This is a genomic window from Arthrobacter sp. sptzw32 (genome assembly GCF_059089735.1).
This window is the reverse complement of record NZ_JBNHEZ010000002.1, coordinates 589,770-610,114: the sequence shown is the minus strand read 5'-3', so window position 1 is coordinate 610,114 and position 20,345 is coordinate 589,770. Positions and strand designations below refer to the sequence as shown.

Genomic DNA, 20,345 nt, shown 5'->3' with positions numbered 1-20,345 from the left:
CGGTCAGGAGGGCCCTCTCGTTGTGTTCAGGTAGTGGTTGAGGCAGGGCTCGATCCTCTGCGTGCTATTCCCCACGCCCCGCTGGGGCCGCTTCGCGGCGAGCGGGGGCGCGGGGCCCCTTTTACGCACGCTGCCGGACCGGGCCCTGCCTCTTGCGCTGCCCCGCCACATCGGGCGTCACTAGCGGGGTGCTGAATACATCTCTTCGATGACCGTTTCGAAGTCCTTCATCACCTGGGCGCGCTTGACCTTCATTGAGGGCGTCAGGTGTCCGGAGGCTTCGGTGAAGTCGGCGGGAACGATCCGGAAGGACTTGATGGCCTCGGCCTGGGACACCGAGGCGTTTGCTGCGGTGATCAGGTCCTGGACGGCGGCCTTCACGACGGAGTTGTTGGCCGCCTCCTCGAGGGAGGTGTTGGCCGGAAGGTTGTGGCGCTGCAGCCAGCCGGGCAGGGCTTCCTGGTCCAGGGTGACAAGGGCTCCGATGAAGGGCCTGTTGTCGCCGACCACAAGCACCTGGGACACCAGGGCATCGGCGCGGATCTGGTCCTCCAGCAGTGCCGGGATGACGTTTTTGCCGCCGGCGGTGACGATGATTTCCTTCTTGCGGCCGGTGATCCACACGAAGCCGTCGTCGTCGAGGCGGCCGATGTCCCCGGTGCGGAACCATCCGTCGGCGAAGGTCTCCGAGGTGAGGTCCTCCCGCTTGTAGTAGCCGCGCATCACGCAGACGCCCTTGGCGAGGATTTCCCCGTCCTCGGCAATCCTGACGGCATTTCCGGGCAGCGGCTTGCCGACGGATCCGATCTTGATCAGGGACGGGGTGTTGACGGAGATGGGGGCCGTGGTTTCGGTCAGGCCGTAGCCCTCGAGGACCTGCAGGCCGATGCCCTGGAAGAAGTGGCCCAGGCGTTCACCCAGGGGGCCGCCTCCGGAGACGGCGTGCGCAACGTGCCCGCCCATGGCCGCGCGCAGCTTGCTGTACACCAGTCTGTCGAAAAGGGCGTGGCGGAGCTTGAGGCCAAGGCCCACCCGCCCGCTCTGGCGCGCTTTGGAGAAGGCGATGGCGGTGTCCGCGGCCTTATGGAATATGGCGCCCTTGCCGCCGTCCTCTGCCTTGGTCAATGCCGAGTTGTAGACCTTTTCGAAGACGCGCGGCACGGCAAGGATGAAGGTGGGCTCGTAGCTTTGCAGGTCCGCGAGCAGGTTCTTGATGTCGGGCGTGTGGGCCACTGTGGTTCCGGCAGCCATCGCCAGGACGGAGATAAAGCGTGCGAAAACGTGGGCCAGCGGCAGGAACATGATGGTCTTCGCGTTTTCATGGACGATTTCGCCGATAATTGCGAGGGCGTTGTCCGAGAGTTCCACGAAGTTTCCGTGCGTGAGTTCGCAGCCTTTGGGACGGCCAGTGGTGCCGGAGGTGTAGATGATCGTGGCGACGTCGTCCAGGCTGGCGGTAGCGCGCCGTGCCTCAAGGTCTGCGTCGCTGACCCCGCGGCCGGCTTCGCGCAGGGCATCCAGGCCCTGGCCTTCCAGTTGCCACACGTGCTGGAGTGTTGTGAGCCCTTCGGCGGTCACGGCCTGGCGGATCACGTCCTCATGGTGCGCTGCCTCGCCGAAGGCTGCCACCGCACCGGAATCCCCAAGGTTCCAGGCCACCTGGGAGGGGGATGAAGTTTCATAGATCGGAACGGATACTGCTCCCGCAAACCAGATGGCAAAATCCACCAGGGCCCACTCGTAGCGGGTGCGGGACATGATTCCTACCCGGTCACCCGGCGCCACGCCGCTTGCCATCAGCCCCTTGGCCAGGGCCGAGACGTCCGCCAGGAAGTCCGTAGCTGAGATGTCCTGCCAGGCGCCGGCGGAGTCGAGCCGCGAAAACAGTGCAGGGTTGCTGGGCTTTGCGGCCTGCCGCAACACCAGGTCAGTGATGTTGGTTTCCCGTGGGACAACAACAAGAGGCGGAACACTGAATTCGCGCACTATAGCTCCTTTGATATCCGAAGACCCGCGCAGGGTATGCCTAAAGACTAGTACGCCTGTAACGGGCCGTGCAGTAAACAAAACTACTGACCAGTAACTTGGGCGTCAATGGTGCCGGCGGGACATGCGGGGCTACCTCCTTTGCCAGCGGAACCGCAAGCCTAGAATTGTTGACTATGTATGTACCGCCACCCGGCGAACAGGCCGGACCGCTCCGACGACCAGTTCCCTGGAGGCGGCGCCCGGCTACCGGCCGGACCAGGCTGCGTCACGGTGAAGGCTTCCGGGAACACCTGCGCCTTGGGCGAAAAGGCCTGGCCATCGGCATCGACATCGGCGGAACCAAGGTGGCTGCCGGCGTCGTGGATGCCGAGGGCAGGATTCTCAACGAGGCGCGCCGCTCAACGCCGGGCACGGACCCGCGGGCAGTGGAACAGGTCATCGTTGAACTCGTGGCGGAACTTGGCCGGGGGCACCGGATCTGGTCCGTGGGGATCGGCGCTGCGGGATGGATGGACCTCGACGGCGGCACTGTGCTCTTCAGCCCGCACCTCGCCTGGCGGAACGAACCTCTGCGGGAAAACCTTCAGCGCCTCCTGCGCCGTCCCGTCCTGCTCACGAACGACGCCGATGCCGCTGCGTGGGCGGAGTGGCGCTTTGGCGCCGGCCAGGGCGAGGACCGGCTGGTGTGCATCACCCTGGGCACGGGAATCGGCGGCGCCATGGTGATGGACGGGCGGGTGGAACGGGGCAGGTTCGGCGTGGCCGGCGAGTTCGGCCATCAAATCATCATGCCGGGCGGGCACCGCTGCGAGTGCGGCAACCGGGGGTGCTGGGAGCAGTATGCATCCGGAAATGCGCTGGGGCGCGAAGCCCGCATCCTGGCGCGGGCGAACTCCCCGGTGGCCCAGGACCTGCTGGCAGCCATGGGTGGCAACCCCGACACCATCACCGGGGCAGTCGTCACGGAGCTCGCCCTGGCAGGTGATGCCGCTTCCCGTGAACTCATCGATGAAGTAGGTGGGTGGCTGGGTCTCGGCCTGGCCAACCTGGCGGCCGCACTGGATCCCGGCCTGTTCGTTATTGGCGGCGGCCTTTGTTCCGCCGGGGACCTGCTGGTGGAACCCGCCCGCAAAGCATTTTCCCGCAACCTCACCGGCCGTGGCTTCCGCCCTGCCGCCGGCATTGAGTTGGCGGCACTGGGACCGAATGCAGGGCTGATCGGGGCGGCGGACCTCTCCCGCGTGAGCAGCAGGTTACGTGCTTAGGGTATTAGCGGCCAGGCACTAAACGCGGGCGCCGTCGTCGTTCTCGTCTTTTTCCTGCGGAAGCTTCATGATCAGGTAGACAGTACCCAGCACAAACACCGCCACGATGCCTAGAACGGCGAGCAATGGCGCCGACCGCCAGAACATGACCGACAGCAGCAGGGCTACGGGCCCGCCCACAGCAGCCAGCCAGGCCAGCATGGTCAACGGGTCCGTTCCGGCCAGGCTCGGCGGTTCCTCGGGAATGAACTCGCCGTCGTCCGCTTCCACGTCATAATCGCGGGGGCCGGCAGCCGCAGCGCCGTTGCCCTCGCTGCCACCGGCTGGGTCCTGCCGCTCGGCGGCGGACAGCTCGGTGGGGGCTGCCCCGGCAAGTCCCAAGGGGTCAAAGTCACGGAAAGTGGCGGACCTGCCCGCTGCGGCGGGAGTGCCCTCCTGCCCTTCCGGAGTGCCGGCCGGTTCGGTGGCTGCAGGGCCGGTGGGGGAGTCAGCTTCAAGGCGGGCCACGAGGTCACGCCAAACGGCGTCGTCGTGATTGGCCCCCTGGTCCGGCGGGCCGGCGTCAGGCCTGTTCACGGAGGGCCTCCTGGCTGGGGCGTGCACCAGTTGCGGCTGCAGGGCCGGCGGCGGGAACAACGCTGCGGATGAACTCCACCGAACCCGCAAAGATTTGGTCGGCGTCGTTGTCCATGGTGGCCACGTGGTAGCTGTTCTCCAGCCGGACCAGCTCCAGGGGAGCGTGGGTGAGGCCGCGGCGAAGTGCCACGATGCTGGCGTCGGACACCACGTGATCAATGGTGGAACGGTAAACCTGCACGGGTGCGGTGACCCTCGGCAGGATCCGGATGGTGTCCTTGAACATTTTGTTGAGTTCATGGGCGGCGGCCACCGGGGTGCGGTTGTATGCGCCCTCGTCCATGCCTTCCTTGAGGATGTCGTTGGCAATGGCCGGCGTGCTCTTCATGACCAGTTTCAGGATTCCGGCGAGCGGCGCGCGGGGATCATCGATCACCAGTGCCGGGTTCACGAGTACGACTCCTGCCACCGGCCGAGTGGCTGCGATACGCAGCGCCAGCGCCCCTCCCATGCTAAGGCCGGCGGAAAAAACGTAGTCGCAGTCCGCGTCGAGTTCAATGTAGGCGTCGTCAAGTGCGCCGTGCCACTGCTGCCACCTGGTCCTGGCCAGCTCCTGCCAACTGGTGCCGTGACCCGGCAGCAGCGGCATGCGGACAGCGAAACCGGCAGCGGCAAAGGCCTGCGCCCACGTCCGCAGGCCATGGGGGCTTCCGGTGAATCCGTGGGACAGGACCACGCCGATCCGGGGCCCCTCGCCGTTAAATACGCAGCTGTAGGGGCTGTGGTCCGGACTGGAGGTCATGGGGTCTCCACTGAGGTGTTCTGGCTGGAGTGGGCGTAAAAGAAGGCACTGGATTTGGCGAAGATCTCCGGTGCGTCCACGTCCAGCGTAGCCACATGGCCGCTGCTTGCAAGGCTGACGACCTCCACCAGGTGCGTGCCGAGGCGTTTCCGCAGTACTGCCAGCGAAGTGGGCGGAACTACCGCGTCGGTGCTGGACTTGAACACCTGCACCGGGGCAGTGACCCGGGGCAGGCCCCGTGTGGCGGCTCCAAAGAGCTTCTTCAGCTCGTGCACGGCGGCAAGGGGAGTGCGGGAATAGTCGCCGTCTTCGGTGACCACCGCCGTGGCTTGCTCCTCCTGGATGGGGAGGGTGGTCTTCTGGAAGTATTTGAGCACGCCAATGACACGTACCCGCCGGTCATAGAAGCTCAGCCCCGGGTTCACTGCCGAGACCCCCGCCACCTGGTGCCTGGACGCAGTCAGGAGCGCAATCGCTCCGCCCATGGACAGCCCTGCCACAAAGCAGGTCTCAGTCCGCTCCGCAAGCTCCAGGTAGGCTGTTTCAAAGCTGCCGTACCATTCGCTCCAGCGTGTCCGGGCAAGCTGGCGCCAGTCCGTCCCGTGCCCGGGCAGAAGCGGAACGGTTACTGCGTACCCCTGCGAGGCAAGGTGTTCCGCCCAAGGCAGCACACTCAGCGGGCTGCCGGTGAAACCGTGGCAGATTGCCACCCCGACGCGGGCGTTTTCCCCATGGCCCGGATAGCTGAAAGCGGCAGGACGGGACGGGATGCTGCTTTCGCTCATGACTACATCGTGTCACTGTTCCGGGCAAATCTCACTAGAGTATGGTTGCACTGAACTGCCGGTCAGGCCCGACGCGGGGCTTGGCGGCTGCCTTCCGGAGAGGTTTTGCACGTGTTCTATTGGGTGATGAAAAGGATCTTTCTGGGTCCGGTCCTGAAGCTGCTTTTCCGCCCCTGGGTAAAGGGCCTGGACAACATTCCGGCCGATGGTCCGGCGCTCATCGCGTCCAACCACCTCTCCTTTTCCGACTCGATCTTTATGCCGCTCATGGTCCGCCGCCCCGTGGTGTTCCTGGCCAAGTCGGAGTACTTCACCGGCACGGGGGTTAAGGGGAGGCTGACGGCAATGTTCTTCCGCCTCACCAACCAGCTCCCCATGGACCGGTCCGGCGGCGCGGCGTCGGAGGCGTCGCTGAGCGCCGGAATGGACGTCCTCTCGCATGGCGGGCTGCTCGGTATCTACCCGGAGGGCACCCGCAGCCCTGATTCGCGGCTGTACCGGGGCAAGGTGGGCGTGGCCAGGCTTGCGCTCAAGGCGGGCGTGCCGGTGGTTCCAGTGGCAATGATTGGAACGGACAAGGTCCAGCCCATCGGCAAACGCCTGCCGAACATCCGCCGGATCGGCATGATTTTTGGTGAACCGCTGGATTTCAGCAGGTATCACGACCAGGCTGGGGACCGGCTGATCCAGCGGCAGGTTACGGACGAGATCATGTTCGAGCTGATGCGTCTCTCCGGACAGGAATACGTGGATGAATACGCGGCGGTGGTGAAGCTCCGGCTCGCCGGCAAGCCGTTGGACCCGGTCGCTGCCGCAGCACCCCCCGCCGCGCCGGCGCCCATCGAAAGTGCCCGCGGCAGCTTCGATGCTGACGCGGCCGGTCCAAGTGCCGAGGCCGGGCAGCCGGGCGCCGGCAGCGAGAAACAGCAGGACGACGGCGGAGCTGCCGCCAGCGCCTGAGCCCTTCTGCCAGGGGCCGCGGCCGGCACCCGTCCGCGGCCGGTGGTGTCTATGACGCCGGGCCTGGGATGCGTGACGCGGCGGTGTTCGGAGCACCTGCGGGACCGTTAGTCTTAGAGGGTGACTGAGCTATCTGCAAAACCTGCCTTTTCGCTGTCCAGCACCGCACAGAGCGGCGCGGCCAACTATCCCGGACTCGACGACTGGCGGGACCTTCCCATCTCCCAGCAGCCCAGCTGGCAGGACCGGGACGTTTTCGATGCCTCCGTCAAGGAACTGTCCGTGCTTCCTCCGCTGGTGTTCGCCGGCGAGGTGGACGTGCTCCGCGAGCGGCTGGCCGCTGCTGCCCAGGGCAAGGCATTCCTGCTCCAGGGCGGCGACTGCGCCGAAACGTTCGAAGCCGCCACAGCGGACAAAATCAGCGCGAGGGTCAAGACCATCCTGCAGATGGCAGTGGTCCTGACGTACGGCGCCGCAATGCCCGTCATCAAGATGGGCCGCATGGCGGGCCAGTTCGCCAAGCCCCGTTCGTCCAACGATGAGACCCGCGACGGCGTTACACTTCCCGCCTACCGCGGCGACATTGTCAACGGCTACGACTTCACCCCGGAATCCCGCGGCCACGACGCCGCCCGCATGCTCCGCGCCTACCACACCTCCGCCTCCACGCTTAACCTCATCCGCGCCTTCACCCAGGGCGGATTCGCGGACCTGCGCTCCGTACACCAGTGGAACAAGGGTTTCACCGAGAACCCGGCCCACGCACGCTACGAGTCCCTGGCGCGGGACATCGACCGTGCCATCATGTTCATGGATTCCTGCGGAGCGGACTTCGAGGCGCTCAAGCGCGTCGAGTTCTTCGCCAGCCACGAGGCTCTCCTCCTGGACTACGAGCGTGCCCTCACCCGCATCGACTCCCGCACCGGGTTCCCCTACGACACGTCCGCGCACTTCCTTTGGATCGGGGAACGGACCCGCGAACTGGACCACGCACACGTCGACTTCCTGTCCCGCGTGCGGAACCCCATCGGCGTCAAGCTGGGCCCGTCCACCACCGGCGACGACGCCCTCCGCCTGATCGACAAGCTGGACCCGGAGCGCGAGCCCGGCCGCCTGACCTTCATCACCCGCATGGGCGCCGGGAACATCCGGGAGAAACTGCCCGCCGTCGTCGAGAAGGTCACGGCCTCAGGCGCACAGGTGCTCTGGGTCACCGATCCCATGCACGGGAACACGGTTACGTCCCCCAACGGGTACAAGACCCGCAATTTCGACGACGTCATTGACGAAGTACGCGGCTTCTTCGAAGTGCACCACGCCCTGGGGACCGTCCCTGGCGGCCTGCATGTGGAAATGACCGGCGACGACGTCGCGGAGTGCCTCGGCGGCGCGGACCCCATCGACCAGGACGCCTTCCTGGACCGTTATGAGTCAGTATGTGATCCGCGGCTGAACCACATGCAGTCGCTGGAGATGGCCTTCCTGGTGGCTGGGGCACTGGCCAAGCGCTGAGCCGGGCCCATCCCTGAAGCGCGCAGGCGCTTGTCCTGACTGGCACGATCGGGAACCGGCACGACGGGTGTGGGCGGAGCGGATCCGCCTACACCACAGTCAGTGTGATGACTGATCCTTCGGGTACTTCGGTATCCACGGGGTCCTGGTCCCGCACAGTGCCAAAGAAGCCGCCCAGGATATTATCTACCTGAACCTGGAAGCCCAGGCTTTCGAGGGCACGCTTCGCTTCAGCCGCCTGCCGGCCGATGTAGCTGGGCACCTCCACCATTCTCGGTCCCTTTGAGATGGTCAGGGTCACCGTCCCGCCCCGGGTGAGGGTGCCGTTTGCCGGAGACTGGCTCACAACGGCGCCCTCCGGGATATTCCTGTCGAAGACCTCTTCCCGCGCTACCTCCGCCTCCAGGCCGGCCGCCTCGATGGCGTCCTTGGCATCATCCTCGTCCAGGCCCACAACGTTGGGTACCGGGATTGGCTCCGGACCTTTGGACACCACCAGGTTGACCGGAGTGCCGTGCCGTAGCGGGGTACCGGCGGCCGGATCCTGGGACAGGACAACTCCCGCCGGCGCAGCCTCGTCAAACTGCTCCGTGACCGTTCCCAATGCCATCCCGGCACTGTTCAACCCGGTTTTTGCTTCCTCGATGGTTGCCCCGGTCAGCCCGGGCAGAGGAAACAGTTGCGGGCCCTTCGAGACAAAGACCGAAACAGGCTGGAACTTCCGGATTTCCGACCCGGCCGGGGGTTCGGTGCCCACCACCAGCCCGCTCGGCACGGCGTCGTCGAAAACGTCCCTGGTGGTGGACCGGAACCCCGCCTGGCTGAGGAGTTCCTGGGCCTGTGCCACCGTCTTGTTCGCCACGGCAGGAATGGCCGCAGCCGAACCGGGCCCCATGCCGAAGAACCAGCCTGCTCCTGTTGCCAGCAGCGCGGCGATGAGCAGGACAACCACCCACAAGACCCCCCGCCGGCGCGGGCTGCCCTCGCGCAGGTTGCGTGCCGGAGTGGCCGCAGCCCGTGCGCGGGCTTTTTCCTCTTCCTTATCAGCCTTGCGCTGGGCCCGCTTACTGATCGCCGCAGGCGCCGCCGCCCATGGTGCGTCATCGTCCGTCCCAGGGGGAGTGAGTTCATGCCGAAGACCGGGAGCAGGAGAGCTGGCTGCCTGACCGGTGACCCGGCCCGGCCCCTGCCCCTCCATTTGCTGCAGCGGGCGGTGCGGCGGTAACGACGGCCGGCCAAAGGGCATAACGCTCGTTGGATTGTTGGTACGGGCTATAACCTCAGTGTGGTTGGGGTTCCCGGTGGGACCCGGGCTGCCTGCAGCCAGTGCGCCAGGCGGCTGCAGGTCCAGTTCGCGGTCACTGAGGTTGGTCCTGATGTGGCGCAGCTCCTGTAACAGGGCGTTGCCGTCGATGGGACGGTTCTCCGGATCGTTGGCAGTACACCACTGAACGAGTTCATCCACCTCGGCCGCCAAGCCCGGCACCAGTTCCGAGGGTGGACCCACCGTCCCGTTGACGTGCTGGTAGGCCACCTGTATGGGGCCCTCGCCCGTAAACGGCTGCTGGCCCGTGAGCATCTCGTAGAGCATGATGCCCGCGGAGTACACATCGCTCCGGGCATCGGCGGGTTTGCCGAGAACGAGTTCGGGGGAGAGGTAGGCCACCGTTCCGAGCAGCGTTCCGGTGCTGGTGGAGGTGGTGACTGCCCGGGCCAGGCCAAAATCCCCGATCTTGATCCTGCCGTCTTCCGCTATCAGGACGTTTTCAGGTTTCACGTCCCGGTGGATAAACCCGGCTGCGTGGGCGGCGCCCAGGCCTTCCACCACCGGATCAATGAGCGCCAGCGCGAGCCGGGGCGGAAGCGCGCCCTTGGCCTTGATGACGTCCCGCAGCGTATGACCCTTGATGTACTCCATCACCAGATACGCGGTGTTGGCGTCGGTGCCCTGGTCCAGAACTCCCACTACGTGCGGGTGGGAAAGCCTGGCTGCGGCCTTGGCTTCCCGGCTGAGCCTGTCAAGGAAGTTTTCGTCCGCGGAGAGGTGGGGGTGCAGTACCTTCAGGGCCACGTCCCGTTCCAGCCGCTGGTCGGTGGCCACGTAAACGGTGGACATGCCGCCCCGCGCCAGCCTGGACCTGACGGCGTACCGGTTGTCCACCAGGGTTCCTACCAGAGGGTCTGACACGTGTTCCTGCACCCTACGATCGTAATCCAGCAATGAAACGGGTCCGAACCGATATCGGTCCGGACCCGTGCCGCCTTCCGCTGGCCGCCCCCGCGTTGCGGGAGCAGCCGGGGTTGCTAGCCGAAGTTCTTCTGGTGTGCCTTAATGGCGGCGACGTAGGCCTTGGTGTCCTCGTACATGCCGTATTTGCTCACCGAATACTGCCCCTGGTAGTAGCCGGCGATGGCTGAATCCCTGTCCTTGCTGGTGGCGAGGAGCTGGCGGATGATCGCCACACCTGCCGTCGCATTGTCGTAGGGATCCAAAAGGTTCAGCTTCCGGCCCACCAGGTCCGATGCCCACTGGCCCGAGCTGGGGATGACCTGCATGGTTCCGATGGCATTCGCAGGGGATACCGCACGCTGGTCGAAGCCGGACTCCTGGTGGGCGAAAGCGAGGGCGAGTGACGGCTCCACGCCCATGGCCCGCGCCGTGTCCGCGACAATGCCGCGCATCTGATCGCGTGACGGCACCGGCGAAGCGTTCAGGAGTGCCTTGTTTTCGTTCGCTGAGCTCACCACGGCGGCGGGGTAGGTAAAGCCAAGGAAGGAACTGGGCACGAGGGGCGTAACAGAGGCTGGTGGCCGGGGTGCCTGCTGGCCGGCCCCCGGGATGGCCAGCTTGTTGCCCGGGTAAATCACCGTACGCAGGTTCATCTGGTTCGCGGAGAGGAGGTCCGAAAGCTTGACACCGTGGCGGGAGGCAATGGTAGAAAGCGTGTCACCGGCCTTGACGGTGTACGAGCCGGATGCCGGGGCAGCAGCCGAGGTGTTTGCCAGAGCCGGGGCAGGTGCCGCCGGTGCAGGAGCGGGGGCCGCCGGTGCGGGAGCGGAGCCGCCGCCGCCAACCTTGATCTTTTGCCCCGGGTAGATGATGGAGCGCATGTTGAGGTTGTTCCACGAAAAGACGTCCGACAGGCTTACCTTGTGCTTTGCGGCGATGGCCCCCAGCGTGTCGCCCGGCTTCACGGTGTAACTGGCACCGCCGCTGGCCGTCGACGGTGCGGCAGCCGGTGCAGGGGCCGGAGCGGGAGCTGCGGGCGCCGGGGTACCGGAAAGCTTGATCTTCTGTCCCGGGTAGATAAGTGTGTTCGCCTGCAGGTTGTTGAGTTTCAGGATGTCGCCCGTGTTCAGCCCGAACCTGCCGGCGACAGCGCTGATGGTGTCACCCCGGGCGATGGTGTACTCGGCCGGAACGGAGGGCTGGGCCGGCTTGAAGGCCGAGGGGATGGTGGTGGAGACGGACGACGCCGGGATGACGGCCGCCGTCGCCTGTGCCGCCTGCGCTGCCTGGGCCTTCATGGCCGCGGCGAGGGTGGCCGGAACAACGCGGGCGGGCGGCTCCGCGGCAGCGGGCTGGGCGAGGGCCAGGGATGACAATACGACCGCAGGCAGCGCTGCCGTAGTGGCAGCGATTGTGGGCAGGCTCGGTTTTGGGGGCTGCTTGGGCGAGCGGGACATCGTCATGGAAAGAATCCTCTTCTCAACTGCGGGCGCGGGCGGGGATGCCGCTGTCATTCCGATACTACTGTTACAGGTGTTATTCCTGTTACGAATGTGATCTATGTGAATCTCTCACGAATTTGTCCGTAGCACAAGAATTTCGGCATTTGCCGTAAGCAGGACTTTGTGGAGTGTCCGCAGGTCAGCTGCGGGCAAGCGATGAACCGACTAGGCGCGACGGTATCCACCGTGGCAACCTTGATCCGTGAGTAATGTAGAAAACCTCGTGGGCGAATGGTTGCCCCTGCCCGACGTCGCCCAATTGTTGGATGTCTCGATTACCAAAGTCCACAGCCTTATTGACGAGCATGCTTTGGCGGCTTTGCGGGTGGGAGAACGGAAAATCCGTTCGGTCCCGGCTGAATTCATTCAGGACGGCCAGGTGGTGGACAGCCTTAAAGGCACCATTGTTGTGCTGGCGGACGCAGGTTACTCGGACGAGGACCTCATCATCTGGCTGTTCACGCCTGATGAGTCACTGCGCGGACGTCCCATTGACGCCTTGCGGGAGGGCAGGAAAACAGAAATCAGGCGCAGGGCCCAGACTTTGGCCTGGTAGGTGCCAGCTTTTCCGCCGATCGAATCAGGAGGCGCGGCTGACGGTTGCTTCGGCCAGCCTCTGCAGGGCGGTTTTTGGCAGTTGGTCCAGGGGAAGTGCCTCGAGAGCATCGTAGGCTGCCGCGCCGAATTCGTTGATGAGGACTTCGGTGGCCTGCAAAGCCCCCGATTCTTCGATGATCCGCCGGATTTCGAAAATGTCCTCCTCCGTGAGGTCGGGGCTGCCCAGGCGTGCGTCGATATACGCCGATTCGGACTCCGATGCCTGGTCCAGGGCAAGCGCTACCAGCACGGTCCGCTTGCCTTCGCGCAGGTCGTCTCCGGCCGGCTTGCCGGTGGTGAGCGGATCGCCGAAGACACCCAGCACGTCGTCTCGAAGCTGGAAGGCTTCGCCAAGGGGCAACGCGAATGCAGAGTACCCGCGGAGAAGTTCGTTGGAAGCACCGGCGAGTGCACCGCCCAGCGCGAGCGGGTGCTCGGTTGAATACTTGGCCGACTTGAACCTGATGATGGACTGGGCCCTGCTGACGGCTCCCGCCCGGTCCCGCACGGGTCCGGCTACTTCCTCCAGGATGTCCAGGTACTGGCCGGCCATGACCTCTGCGCGCATGAGGTTGAAGATCAGCCGGGCTCGGCTGCCGGCAGCAGCCCGCTCGCCGATGTCCGTAAACGCTTCTTCGCTGAACGAGAGGCAGAGGTCGCCGGTGAGGATTGCAGCTGCCTGCCCAAACCGCTCGCTGTCCAGGGCCCAGCCTTGGGTCCCGTGGAGTTGGCTGAACCGGCGGTGGACGCTCGGTCCGCCCCGCCTGGTGTCCGAGCGGTCGATGATGTCATCGTGGATCAGCGCGGCAGCCTGGAACAGCTCCAGCGCGGCACCGGCTGTCACGATCTGCCGGGCGGACGGTTCACCGCCGGCGGCCCGCCAACCCCAGTAGCACATCAGCGCCCGGAGCCGTTTCCCCCCGGTCACCAGGTTGGAGATGGAACCAGTGAGGGGTTCGATGTCAGGGGAGATGGCGGACATGATGGACTGCCGGGATGTGAGGAAGTCGGTCAGGTCACCGGCGACCGCCGCTACGAAGGCGGCCTGTTCATTCCTTATCTGCTCAGTTGCCGTCACTTGGCTGACTCAGCTGCCACGTTGGCACCGATGGTGAAGGTGACAACGCCGCCGGCCTCCACGGCGGAGATGTTGACCGTCTCACTGTCTCCGCGGACAAAGTCCTTGGAAGCTACCGCCCCCACGGCCTCGCCCGGCACTGCCTTGAACCCGCGCGCCTCAAGTTCTTTGGTGTAAAAGTCCAGGACAGCCGCAGTGGGCGAAGTAATGGTGGCAACCAAGGCTGCGGTGGCCGGCGTCGATGCCTTGTCGAAGCTGCTGGACACCACGCCCGCGCCCGGCATGAGCGGCAGGAGCTGCTGGGGGAAACCTTCGACGACGGCCCCTACCGTAGCGGAGGTGTTGGGCGAGGCTGAGGGGCTGGCCGCAGCTGTCACAGTGGACTGCACCGTTTCCGGTGCAGAGGCGGAGGCTGTGGGATCCGGTGTTCCTGAGGGCGTTGGGCTGCAGGCAGCGAGCGCCAAGGCTGCACCGGCAGCAAAAGCGGCCAGGGCTGCTGGCTTAGGTTTTCCAATGACCGTCACAGGGACATTCCTCCTGGTGTAGATGCCGGATTCAGCCACCAGTTTAGTCAGTACAAGGCGATAGGATTGCAGCCGTGGCACCTGTTGGGACGATCGAGCCGGCCGGAGCAGGCCTCCTGCCCCGCAGGCGCAACTGCATCATGCACGTGGATATGGATGCTTTTTTCGTCTCCGTGGAACTGCGCACGCGGCCTGAACTGCGTGGCAGGCCGGTCATCGTGGGTTACCCGGCGGAGCGCTCAGTAGTCCTCTCCGCGTCCTACGAAGCCAGGGCCTTCGGCGTCAAATCCGCAATGCCAATGGCAGTGGCCATGCGCATGTGCCCCCAGGCGGTAGTGATCGAGCCCCGGCACAAGGAGTATTACGAGGTTTCCGCCCAGCTGATGACGATCTTCGAGTCCGTCACCGAACTCGTGGAGCCGCTCAGCGTGGACGAGGCGTTCCTGGACGTCAGCGGTGCGATACGCAGGCTGGGTCCGCCCCGGGCCATCGGCGAACTGATCCGGCGCAGGGTGGATGCGGAGCTCGGCATTACCGCATCGGTGGGGGTTGCTGAGACAAAGTTTGTGGCAAAAATTGCCTCCACCCGCTGCAAACCGGACGGGTTGCTCCTGATCGGACCTGACGAGACGGTTCCGTACCTCCACAGTCTGCCCGTCGGCGCATTGTGGGGGGTTGGCGCGAAGACCACTGACGTCCTGGCGAGGATGGGCATCAAAACGGTCGCAGACCTGGCAGCCACGCCGGTCTCGTCCCTCAAAAAGATGCTTGGCGCGGGCGGGGTTCATGTCCACCAACTCGCTTGGGGATTGGACCCGCGTCCCGTCACACCCGTCCGGGTCGAAAAGAGCATCGGCGCGGAAGAAACCTTTGCTGTGGACACCGCCGACGACGCCCTCCTCCACCGGGAACTGCTGCGGCTTTCGCACCGTACGGCGGAGCGGTTGCGCAGTTCGGGGATGGTGGCCCGGACCGTCGCCTTGAAGCTGAGGTTCGCGGACTTCTCCACCATCACCCGCAGCCGGACCGTCCAGACTCCCGTGGACAGCGCGCAGCTCATCTATGCCGTGGCGCTTCAGCTCCTGGACTCCGTGGACAGGCCCATGACTGTCAGGCTGGTGGGAGTGCGGGCTGAGCAGCTTGAAGAGGCCGCGCGGACCTCGCTGCAGTTGAGTATCGACCGCAGGGACGAAAACTGGCGCGCCGCGGAGCAGGCTGTAGACCAGGTAGCCCGCAAATTCGGTGGAAAATCGGTCCTTCCTGCCCGGCTGCTTGAGCCCGGCAGCGGTTCCGAATAAGCCTGCAAATAAGCCGTTTGGCGGCTGCCGGGAAAGTCATTGCCGTCTTTCAGAACGGCCCTGAACAAACTATCCTTATAGATACGAAGTTTTGGAGTGACTGGACTTACTGCCAGGCTCTCCTGGACATGCTTCCGCTCACGGTTTGCATGCCCGGGTTGCCGTTTACCGCCACAGCAGGCGGGTACGGGAACCACCAGGGCATACCAGACGTTATCCGAGCAGAAGAAATGGCTGGGATCAGCCCGGACGTTGGCCTACAAAGGAGGTCGTGATGCCGCTGTCGGAGCACGAACAGAAGCTGCTTGAGCAGCTGGAGAAGCAGCTTCACGAGGATGATCCAAAGTTCGCGAATTCCATGGGATCGGACCCCGGGCGTTCGTGGTCTACGAGACACGTCGTGATTGGCGTCCTGTGCGCGCTGGCCGGCGTCTTCCTGCTGCTTGTGGGAGTCACCCTCCAAAACATTTTTGTCGGCGTCCTGGGATTTGTTGTTATGGGCGGCGGCGTCTATTTCGCCACGATGCGCAGCAATTCGTCCGCAACGAAAGCCGCCAAGCCCGGCACCGGTAAGGGCGGCAAGCAACGGAGTTCCTTTATGAGCAACCTTGAGGAGCGCTGGGACGAGAGGCGCAGGGGAGAACCCTAAAGGCTCCGGCGTCCGCAGACACCAAAAGCGCACTCCGCACCACTTTGCTCCACTCCACAACGTGGGGTTAGCGCCAAAAAGACCCGCTTCGGCGGGTCTTTTCGCGTTTAACCGCCCTCCATCTTTCGCGATGCCAGCGGATACGTTCGGGGCACAGGCGCCTTGCGCGTCCGCACTGCCGGGAATTGCCAAAAGTCCTCCACTTCCCACCACCAGCGCAATTCCGCGTGTTTTAGGGGCGCCTTTCCCAGGAATTGAGCGCTTCCCCGCGCTTTTCACGTTGACTGTGGTGGAAAGTGGAGTAATGTGGAGGACATAAGAGGGTGGTTGCAACATAGGGGATGTGCAGTTCCTGACATCGGACAGGCGGTGGGCCAGTGTTTCTGGGCACGCATTCGCCACGTCTGGATGAAAAGGGCCGGATCATTCTCCCCGCGAAGTTCCGCGAGGAACTTGCCAGCGGACTGGTACTCACGAGAGGCCAGGAACGTTGCGTCTACGTCTTCAGCGAGAAGGAATTTGCCCGGGTTCACGAGCAAATGCGGGAGGCACCAATCTCCTCAAAACAGGCGCGGGACTACATCCGCGTCTTTCTTTCTGGAGCCTCGGACGAGGTACCTGACAAGCAGGGGCGCGTGACTATTCCGCCGGCGCTCCGGGAGTACGCAGGGCTCGGGAGGGAACTGGCCGTCATCGGCGCCGGAACCCGCGCTGAGATCTGGGACGCCCAGGCCTGGAATGAATACCTCGCGGAGAAGGAGACCGCCTTCTCCGAAACCGATGATCCCATTCCGGGCATTCTCTGACCGGAACAGGACCGCGGGCAGATGTCTTGGCTGAGATCTCCAGCCGGCCCATCGGCTGGCCAACCTGGCTCACTTCCCCGGAGCCAGGCGGGCACGACGATAGGCGCGGATGGGGATCTGGGCCAAGAACCATACCAGTGACAGCGACGGCGAGAGAGGACGGGGCATGAACGATCAACAGAAGCCAACGTCCGAACGCCATGTGCCGGTCCTTCGCGACCGGTGCATCAATTTGTTGGCGCCGGGTTTTGAAGCGGCCAGGAGCCGCGGCGAAACCCCGGTGGCCATCGACGCAACGCTGGGCATGGGGGGCCACTCCGAAGCCATGCTGCAGCGGTTCCCGGACCTCCACCTGATCGGCATCGACCGCGATGAAGAAGCCCTTGCCCTGGCAGGGGAGCGGTTGGCTCCGTTCCAGGCGCGGACAGACCTGGTCCACGCGGTCTATGACGAAATCGAAGAAGTCATCGCTGACCTTGGCGTGACCGAAGTACACGGCATCCTCATGGACCTGGGCGTTTCCTCCCTCCAGCTGGATGAGCGCGAACGGGGTTTTGCGTATTCATTCGACGCACCCCTGGACATGCGGATGGATACCAGCCGCGGACAGACTGCGGCCGACGTCGTCAACAACTACAGCGAAGAGGAACTCGTCCGGATCATCCGGAAATGGGGCGAGGAGAAGTTCGCCGGACGCATAGCAAACAGGATCGTTGCCTCCCGGGCCTCCCGACCTTTCACCACTACCGGCGAGCTCGTGGAACAGATCCGCGCAGTCGTCCCGGCCGGAGCGGCAAAGTCCGGCGGCCACCCAGCCAAACGGACGTTCCAGGCCCTGCGGATCGAAGTCAACGAGGAGCTTGACGTGCTGGAGCGGGCGGTCCCCGCGGCCGTTGACGCCACGGCCCTGGGCGGCCGAATAGTGGTCATGTCCTATCACTCCCTGGAGGACAAGATCGTCAAGGGAGTTTTCCAGGCCCGATCCAAATCCTCCGCTCCCCTCGGCTTTCCCGTGGAGCTGGAAGAGCACAAACCCGAACTGAAGACCCTGACCAAAGGCACCGAGGTGCCAACCGCCGTCGAAATCGCCGAAAACCCCCGCGCTGCCTCAGCAAGGCTGCGCGCGGTGGAACGTATCCGAACCAGGAGAGCTTAGTGAGCACCGCTGCCGTCAAGAACTTTCCCGTCGTTTCCGGTTCGGCGGCCAAGCAGCTTCCTGCGGGTTCGCCGGCCGGTCCCCGCCGGAACCGCACCCCGCTGTCCGTAGTCCGGACCGTTCCCCGCAAACGCCGCGCCCCCTTCGTGGTGCTCTGCTTCGCCATGCTTGCCGTGGCCCTGATCGCTGTTCTTGTCCTGAACATTTCCGTATCCACGGCGCAGTACCAATTGGTGGAACTGCGCGCCCGGCAGAGCACCCTGACCAAGCAGAACCAGGACCTCACCCAGCAGGTCCAGAACTTCGAAGCACCCCAAAACCTTGCAGCGCAGGCGACGAAGCTGGGCATGGTTCCTTCCACCGTCAAAGGCCAGATTGACCTGTCCACCCTCACCGTCACCGGCAAGGCCACGCCGGCTGTGAAGGACGGTGCTGCCGGCGCCGTTATCCCGGCGCCTGCTGTCGCAGGCCAGGTAACCGTGGTTCCGCCGCCAAGCAAGCAGGATCCGCTGGAAGCCCGGAAGCCCGCCCAGGCACCTGCGGCTGCTTCCGCCCCCACAGACGCCAAGCCCGCCGCCGGCGCCACGCCTGGCCAGGCACCGCCGTCGTCCGCGCCTGCCCAGACACCGCCGTCGTCGGCGCCGGCCCTGCCGCCGGCAGAGCTCCACGGAGGGTCAGTACCGGCACCCGAGCAGAAGGTCCCCGGACAGTAACGCGGCAGGTCTGACAGGCAACAAGGTCGAGCAGCAAGGAATTATCACGGTGGCGCAGAGGACCGGCAAAGCAAGCAGCGGCAAGGTACCCAGCGCCAAAAAGCGGCTCCGGCTGGGACTGGGAATAATGCTGACACTCCTGCTGGTGGTGGGCGGCAAGCTCTTCCTGGTCCAGGGGCTGGACGTCGGTGGAATGGCCGAAGCAGCACTGAACAGCCGGATGAAGCGGACCGTCCTGCCTGCCGAGAGAGGCAGCATCCTGGACTCCCGGGGAACCGTGCTGGCCAACAGCGTGATCCGCTACAACGTGGTGGTGGACCAGCGCGTCAACACCAAAACCGAAACCTTCAAGCGCCTGGACACGGTGGACGGCAAAGAGAAGCTGGTGGATGTCAGCCGTGACCAGGGCCTCACCGAGCTCGCCGCCGCGCTGGGCATGGAAAAGGACGCTGTCCGGGACGCCGTCACCGGCGGGCAGCCCTATTACATCGTTGCCAAGGACGTAAAGCCGGACATTGAGGACCGGATCTCCCAGCTCCAAATCCCCGGCATCGTCACCGAAGGCGTCAGTAAGCGGGTATATCCCAACGGTTCCGTCGCCGGCGGCATCATCGGGTTCCTGGCCGACGGCGCTACTGGCCAGGCCGGCATAGAACAGACCCAGGACGAACTGCTGAAGGGCGCTGACGGCGAACGCCTTTTTGAAATCGGCGCCGACGGCCTGCGCATCCCCGTGGGAGTGGATGAGCTCACAGCGCCGCAGGACGGTAAGGACATCAAGCTCACGCTCAACTCGGACCTGCAGTATTTTGCGCAGCAGGCCATTCAAAGCCAGTCGGACAAGCTCGACGCAGAGTGGGGCGTCATCATCGTGATGGACGCCAAGACCGGGGACCTGGTGGCGATGGCCGACACCAATTCCCCCGACCCCAACGACCCCGGCCGGGTGGCCGCCAAGGATCGCGGTGTCCGCGCAGTCACGGCTGCATACGAGCCCGGCTCTGTTGAAAAGATGATGACCGCGGCAGCCCTCATTGAAGAGGGAAAGGCCAAGCCGCTCGACTCATTCACCCTGGGGCCCACTTACACCGTGGACGGCCAAACCTTCAGCGACTCCTTCGCCCACGGAACCGAGGAGCGCACCCTCGCGGGCATCCTGGGCTACTCGATGAACACCGGCACTGTCATGGCCGGCCAGCGCCTCAGCAAGGAGCAGCGGTACGACTGGCTGAAGAGGTTCGGCATCGGCGAGGCGCCGGACATCGGGCTTCCTGCCACGGCCTCCGGCATCCTCACGCCCTGGCAGCAGTGGGACGGGCGCCAGGAATACACCGTGCTGTTCGGGCAGGGCGTGTCCCAGTCCACCCTCCAGACGGTACGGGCATTCCAATCCATCGCCAACGACGGCGTGATGCTCCAGCCAAGGCTGATCGACGCCCACGTCTCCCCGGACGGAAGCGAGGAAAAGGTGCCCGCCGCACCGTCGCGGCAGGTCGTCTCGGAGAACACGGCCCAGCAGGTCCGGGACATACTGGAAAGCGCCGTGACGGAGGGCCAAATCAAGGACGCTGCCATCGACGGCTACCGCGTGGGCGCAAAGACGGGCACCTCTGAATCCCCCTGCGACGACGGCAAGTCCGGGTTCTGCGGCTACACCGCCTCCATGGTGGGCATGGCACCAATGGATGATCCGCGGTTTATTGTGGAGGTGGTACTCCAGCGGCCCAAGGGCAGCATCTACGGGATTACCAACGGGCCGGTCTTCCGGTCCGTCATGAGCCAGGCGCTGCGGACCTACAATGTCCAGCCGTCCACCGGCGAACCGGCCAGGCTTCCCCAGTTCGCCAAGTAGCACCCCCGCAACAGCCAACCAGCAGCACCACCGGTTCATCCATGCCGGGCC

At 64.8% G+C, this 20,345-nt stretch carries 18 protein-coding genes; 10 read left to right on the top strand and 8 right to left on the bottom strand.

Translation table 11 applies throughout. From position 1 onward, the window contains the following. Positions 1 to 180: 180 nt before the first annotated feature. Complete coding sequence (locus AC5RVN_RS06350; RefSeq protein ID WP_494137393.1) at positions 181 to 1,986, bottom strand: AMP-dependent synthetase/ligase; 1,806 nt, start codon at positions 1,984 to 1,986, stop codon at positions 181 to 183. A gap of 176 nt (positions 1,987 to 2,162) precedes the next feature. Between AC5RVN_RS06350 and AC5RVN_RS06345 the strand changes: the two genes are divergently transcribed. Next, positions 2,163 to 3,254 (top strand): ROK family glucokinase, encoded by a 1,092-nt coding sequence (locus AC5RVN_RS06345; protein ID WP_494137392.1) that lies wholly within the window; start codon positions 2,163 to 2,165, stop codon positions 3,252 to 3,254. A gap of 18 nt (positions 3,255 to 3,272) precedes the next feature. Here the strand turns inward: AC5RVN_RS06345 and AC5RVN_RS06340 are convergent, their stop codons facing one another. The 3 genes from AC5RVN_RS06340 to AC5RVN_RS06330 are packed head-to-tail and all read right to left on the bottom strand — an operon-like array spanning position 3,273 to position 5,417. Next, positions 3,273 to 3,830 (bottom strand): hypothetical protein, encoded by a 558-nt coding sequence (locus AC5RVN_RS06340; protein ID WP_494137391.1) that lies wholly within the window; start codon positions 3,828 to 3,830, stop codon positions 3,273 to 3,275. After that, positions 3,817 to 4,632, bottom strand: coding sequence for an alpha/beta hydrolase (locus AC5RVN_RS06335; protein WP_494137390.1), 816 nt, complete (start codon positions 4,630 to 4,632; stop codon positions 3,817 to 3,819). Before AC5RVN_RS06335 ends, AC5RVN_RS06340 begins: the two co-directional genes overlap by 14 nt. Continuing rightward, positions 4,629 to 5,417, bottom strand: a complete 789-nt coding sequence (locus tag AC5RVN_RS06330; RefSeq protein WP_494137389.1) for an alpha/beta hydrolase — start codon at positions 5,415 to 5,417, stop codon at positions 4,629 to 4,631. Before AC5RVN_RS06330 ends, AC5RVN_RS06335 begins: the two co-directional genes overlap by 4 nt. Positions 5,418 to 5,528: 111 nt before the next feature. Here AC5RVN_RS06330 and AC5RVN_RS06325 point away from each other — a divergent pair, with 111 nt between their 5' ends. Together AC5RVN_RS06325 and AC5RVN_RS06320 are read left to right on the top strand one after the other, a co-directional pair. Next, positions 5,529 to 6,377: a lysophospholipid acyltransferase family protein gene (locus AC5RVN_RS06325; RefSeq protein WP_494137388.1), complete on the top strand. Its 849-nt coding sequence runs from the start codon at positions 5,529 to 5,531 to the stop codon at positions 6,375 to 6,377. 120 nt (positions 6,378 to 6,497) lie between these two features. Continuing rightward, positions 6,498 to 7,889: a class II 3-deoxy-7-phosphoheptulonate synthase gene (locus tag AC5RVN_RS06320; protein ID WP_494039415.1), complete on the top strand. Its 1,392-nt coding sequence runs from the start codon at positions 6,498 to 6,500 to the stop codon at positions 7,887 to 7,889. Between the two features lie 88 nt (positions 7,890 to 7,977). On the opposite strand, the gene AC5RVN_RS06315 is transcribed toward AC5RVN_RS06320, so the two are convergent. Next, positions 7,978 to 10,089, bottom strand: a complete 2,112-nt coding sequence (locus AC5RVN_RS06315) for a Stk1 family PASTA domain-containing Ser/Thr kinase (RefSeq protein ID WP_494137387.1) — start codon at positions 10,087 to 10,089, stop codon at positions 7,978 to 7,980. Between the two features lie 104 nt (positions 10,090 to 10,193). Next, positions 10,194 to 11,582: a lytic transglycosylase gene (locus AC5RVN_RS06310; protein ID WP_494137386.1), complete on the bottom strand. Its 1,389-nt coding sequence runs from the start codon at positions 11,580 to 11,582 to the stop codon at positions 10,194 to 10,196. 241 nt (positions 11,583 to 11,823) lie between these two features. Between AC5RVN_RS06310 and AC5RVN_RS06305 the strand changes: the two genes are divergently transcribed. Further along, positions 11,824 to 12,177 (top strand): Rv2175c family DNA-binding protein, encoded by a 354-nt coding sequence (locus AC5RVN_RS06305; protein ID WP_494105638.1) that lies wholly within the window; start codon positions 11,824 to 11,826, stop codon positions 12,175 to 12,177. Positions 12,178 to 12,201: 24 nt separating this feature from the next. Here AC5RVN_RS06305 and AC5RVN_RS06300 read toward each other — a convergent pair whose 3' ends face one another. Both AC5RVN_RS06300 and AC5RVN_RS06295 read right to left on the bottom strand, forming a co-directional pair. Further along, the gene (locus tag AC5RVN_RS06300; RefSeq protein ID WP_494137385.1) at positions 12,202 to 13,296 is read right to left on the bottom strand and encodes a polyprenyl synthetase family protein; all 1,095 of its coding nucleotides are present in this window, start codon (positions 13,294 to 13,296) and stop codon (positions 12,202 to 12,204) included. Further along, a complete protein-coding gene (locus AC5RVN_RS06295; protein ID WP_494040120.1) occupies positions 13,293 to 13,820 on the bottom strand; it encodes a hypothetical protein in 528 nt (175 codons plus the stop codon). The genes AC5RVN_RS06300 and AC5RVN_RS06295 overlap by 4 nt, the downstream gene beginning before the upstream one ends. A gap of 140 nt (positions 13,821 to 13,960) precedes the next feature. On the opposite strand from AC5RVN_RS06295, the gene dinB reads away from it, so the two are divergent. From dinB to AC5RVN_RS06265, 6 genes are all read left to right on the top strand, one after another. Continuing rightward, positions 13,961 to 15,118, top strand: coding sequence for a DNA polymerase IV (gene dinB, locus AC5RVN_RS06290; protein WP_494137436.1), 1,158 nt, complete (start codon positions 13,961 to 13,963; stop codon positions 15,116 to 15,118). Between the two features lie 274 nt (positions 15,119 to 15,392). Then, a complete protein-coding gene (locus AC5RVN_RS06285; RefSeq protein ID WP_494137384.1) occupies positions 15,393 to 15,767 on the top strand; it encodes an SCO2097 family morphological protein in 375 nt (124 codons plus the stop codon). 377 nt (positions 15,768 to 16,144) lie between these two features. After that, complete coding sequence (gene mraZ, locus AC5RVN_RS06280; RefSeq protein ID WP_494137383.1) at positions 16,145 to 16,573, top strand: division/cell wall cluster transcriptional repressor MraZ; 429 nt, start codon at positions 16,145 to 16,147, stop codon at positions 16,571 to 16,573. A gap of 166 nt (positions 16,574 to 16,739) precedes the next feature. After that, positions 16,740 to 17,729 carry a 16S rRNA (cytosine(1402)-N(4))-methyltransferase RsmH gene (gene rsmH, locus AC5RVN_RS06275; protein ID WP_494137382.1) on the top strand — a complete coding sequence of 330 codons (990 nt, stop codon included), beginning with the start codon at positions 16,740 to 16,742 and terminating at the stop codon, positions 17,727 to 17,729. Beyond that, complete coding sequence (gene ftsL / locus AC5RVN_RS06270; RefSeq protein WP_494137381.1) at positions 17,729 to 18,442, top strand: cell division protein FtsL; 714 nt, start codon at positions 17,729 to 17,731, stop codon at positions 18,440 to 18,442. Before rsmH ends, ftsL begins: the two co-directional genes overlap by 1 nt. 49 nt (positions 18,443 to 18,491) lie before the next feature. Beyond that, positions 18,492 to 20,294 carry a peptidoglycan D,D-transpeptidase FtsI family protein gene (locus AC5RVN_RS06265; protein WP_494105637.1) on the top strand — a complete coding sequence of 601 codons (1,803 nt, stop codon included), beginning with the start codon at positions 18,492 to 18,494 and terminating at the stop codon, positions 20,292 to 20,294. Positions 20,295 to 20,345 lie beyond the last annotated feature (51 nt).

What these genes read in the sequence shown, in the direction of transcription:
- AC5RVN_RS06345 (WP_494137392.1), top strand. Translation starts at nt 2,163, where the DNA reads ATGTATGTACCGCCACCCGGCGAACAGGCCGGACCGCTCCGACGACCA.
- AC5RVN_RS06335 (WP_494137390.1), bottom strand. Translation starts at nt 4,632, where the DNA reads ATGACCTCCAGTCCGGACCACAGCCCCTACAGCTGCGTATTTAACGGC.
- AC5RVN_RS06330 (WP_494137389.1), bottom strand. Translation starts at nt 5,417, where the DNA reads ATGAGCGAAAGCAGCATCCCGTCCCGTCCTGCCGCTTTCAGCTATCCG.
- AC5RVN_RS06310 (WP_494137386.1), bottom strand. Translation starts at nt 11,582, where the DNA reads ATGACGATGTCCCGCTCGCCCAAGCAGCCCCCAAAACCGAGCCTGCCC.
- dinB (WP_494137436.1), top strand. Translation starts at nt 13,961, where the DNA reads ATGCACGTGGATATGGATGCTTTTTTCGTCTCCGTGGAACTGCGCACG.
- AC5RVN_RS06285 (WP_494137384.1), top strand. Translation starts at nt 15,393, where the DNA reads ATGCCGCTGTCGGAGCACGAACAGAAGCTGCTTGAGCAGCTGGAGAAG.
- rsmH (WP_494137382.1), top strand. Translation starts at nt 16,740, where the DNA reads ATGAACGATCAACAGAAGCCAACGTCCGAACGCCATGTGCCGGTCCTT.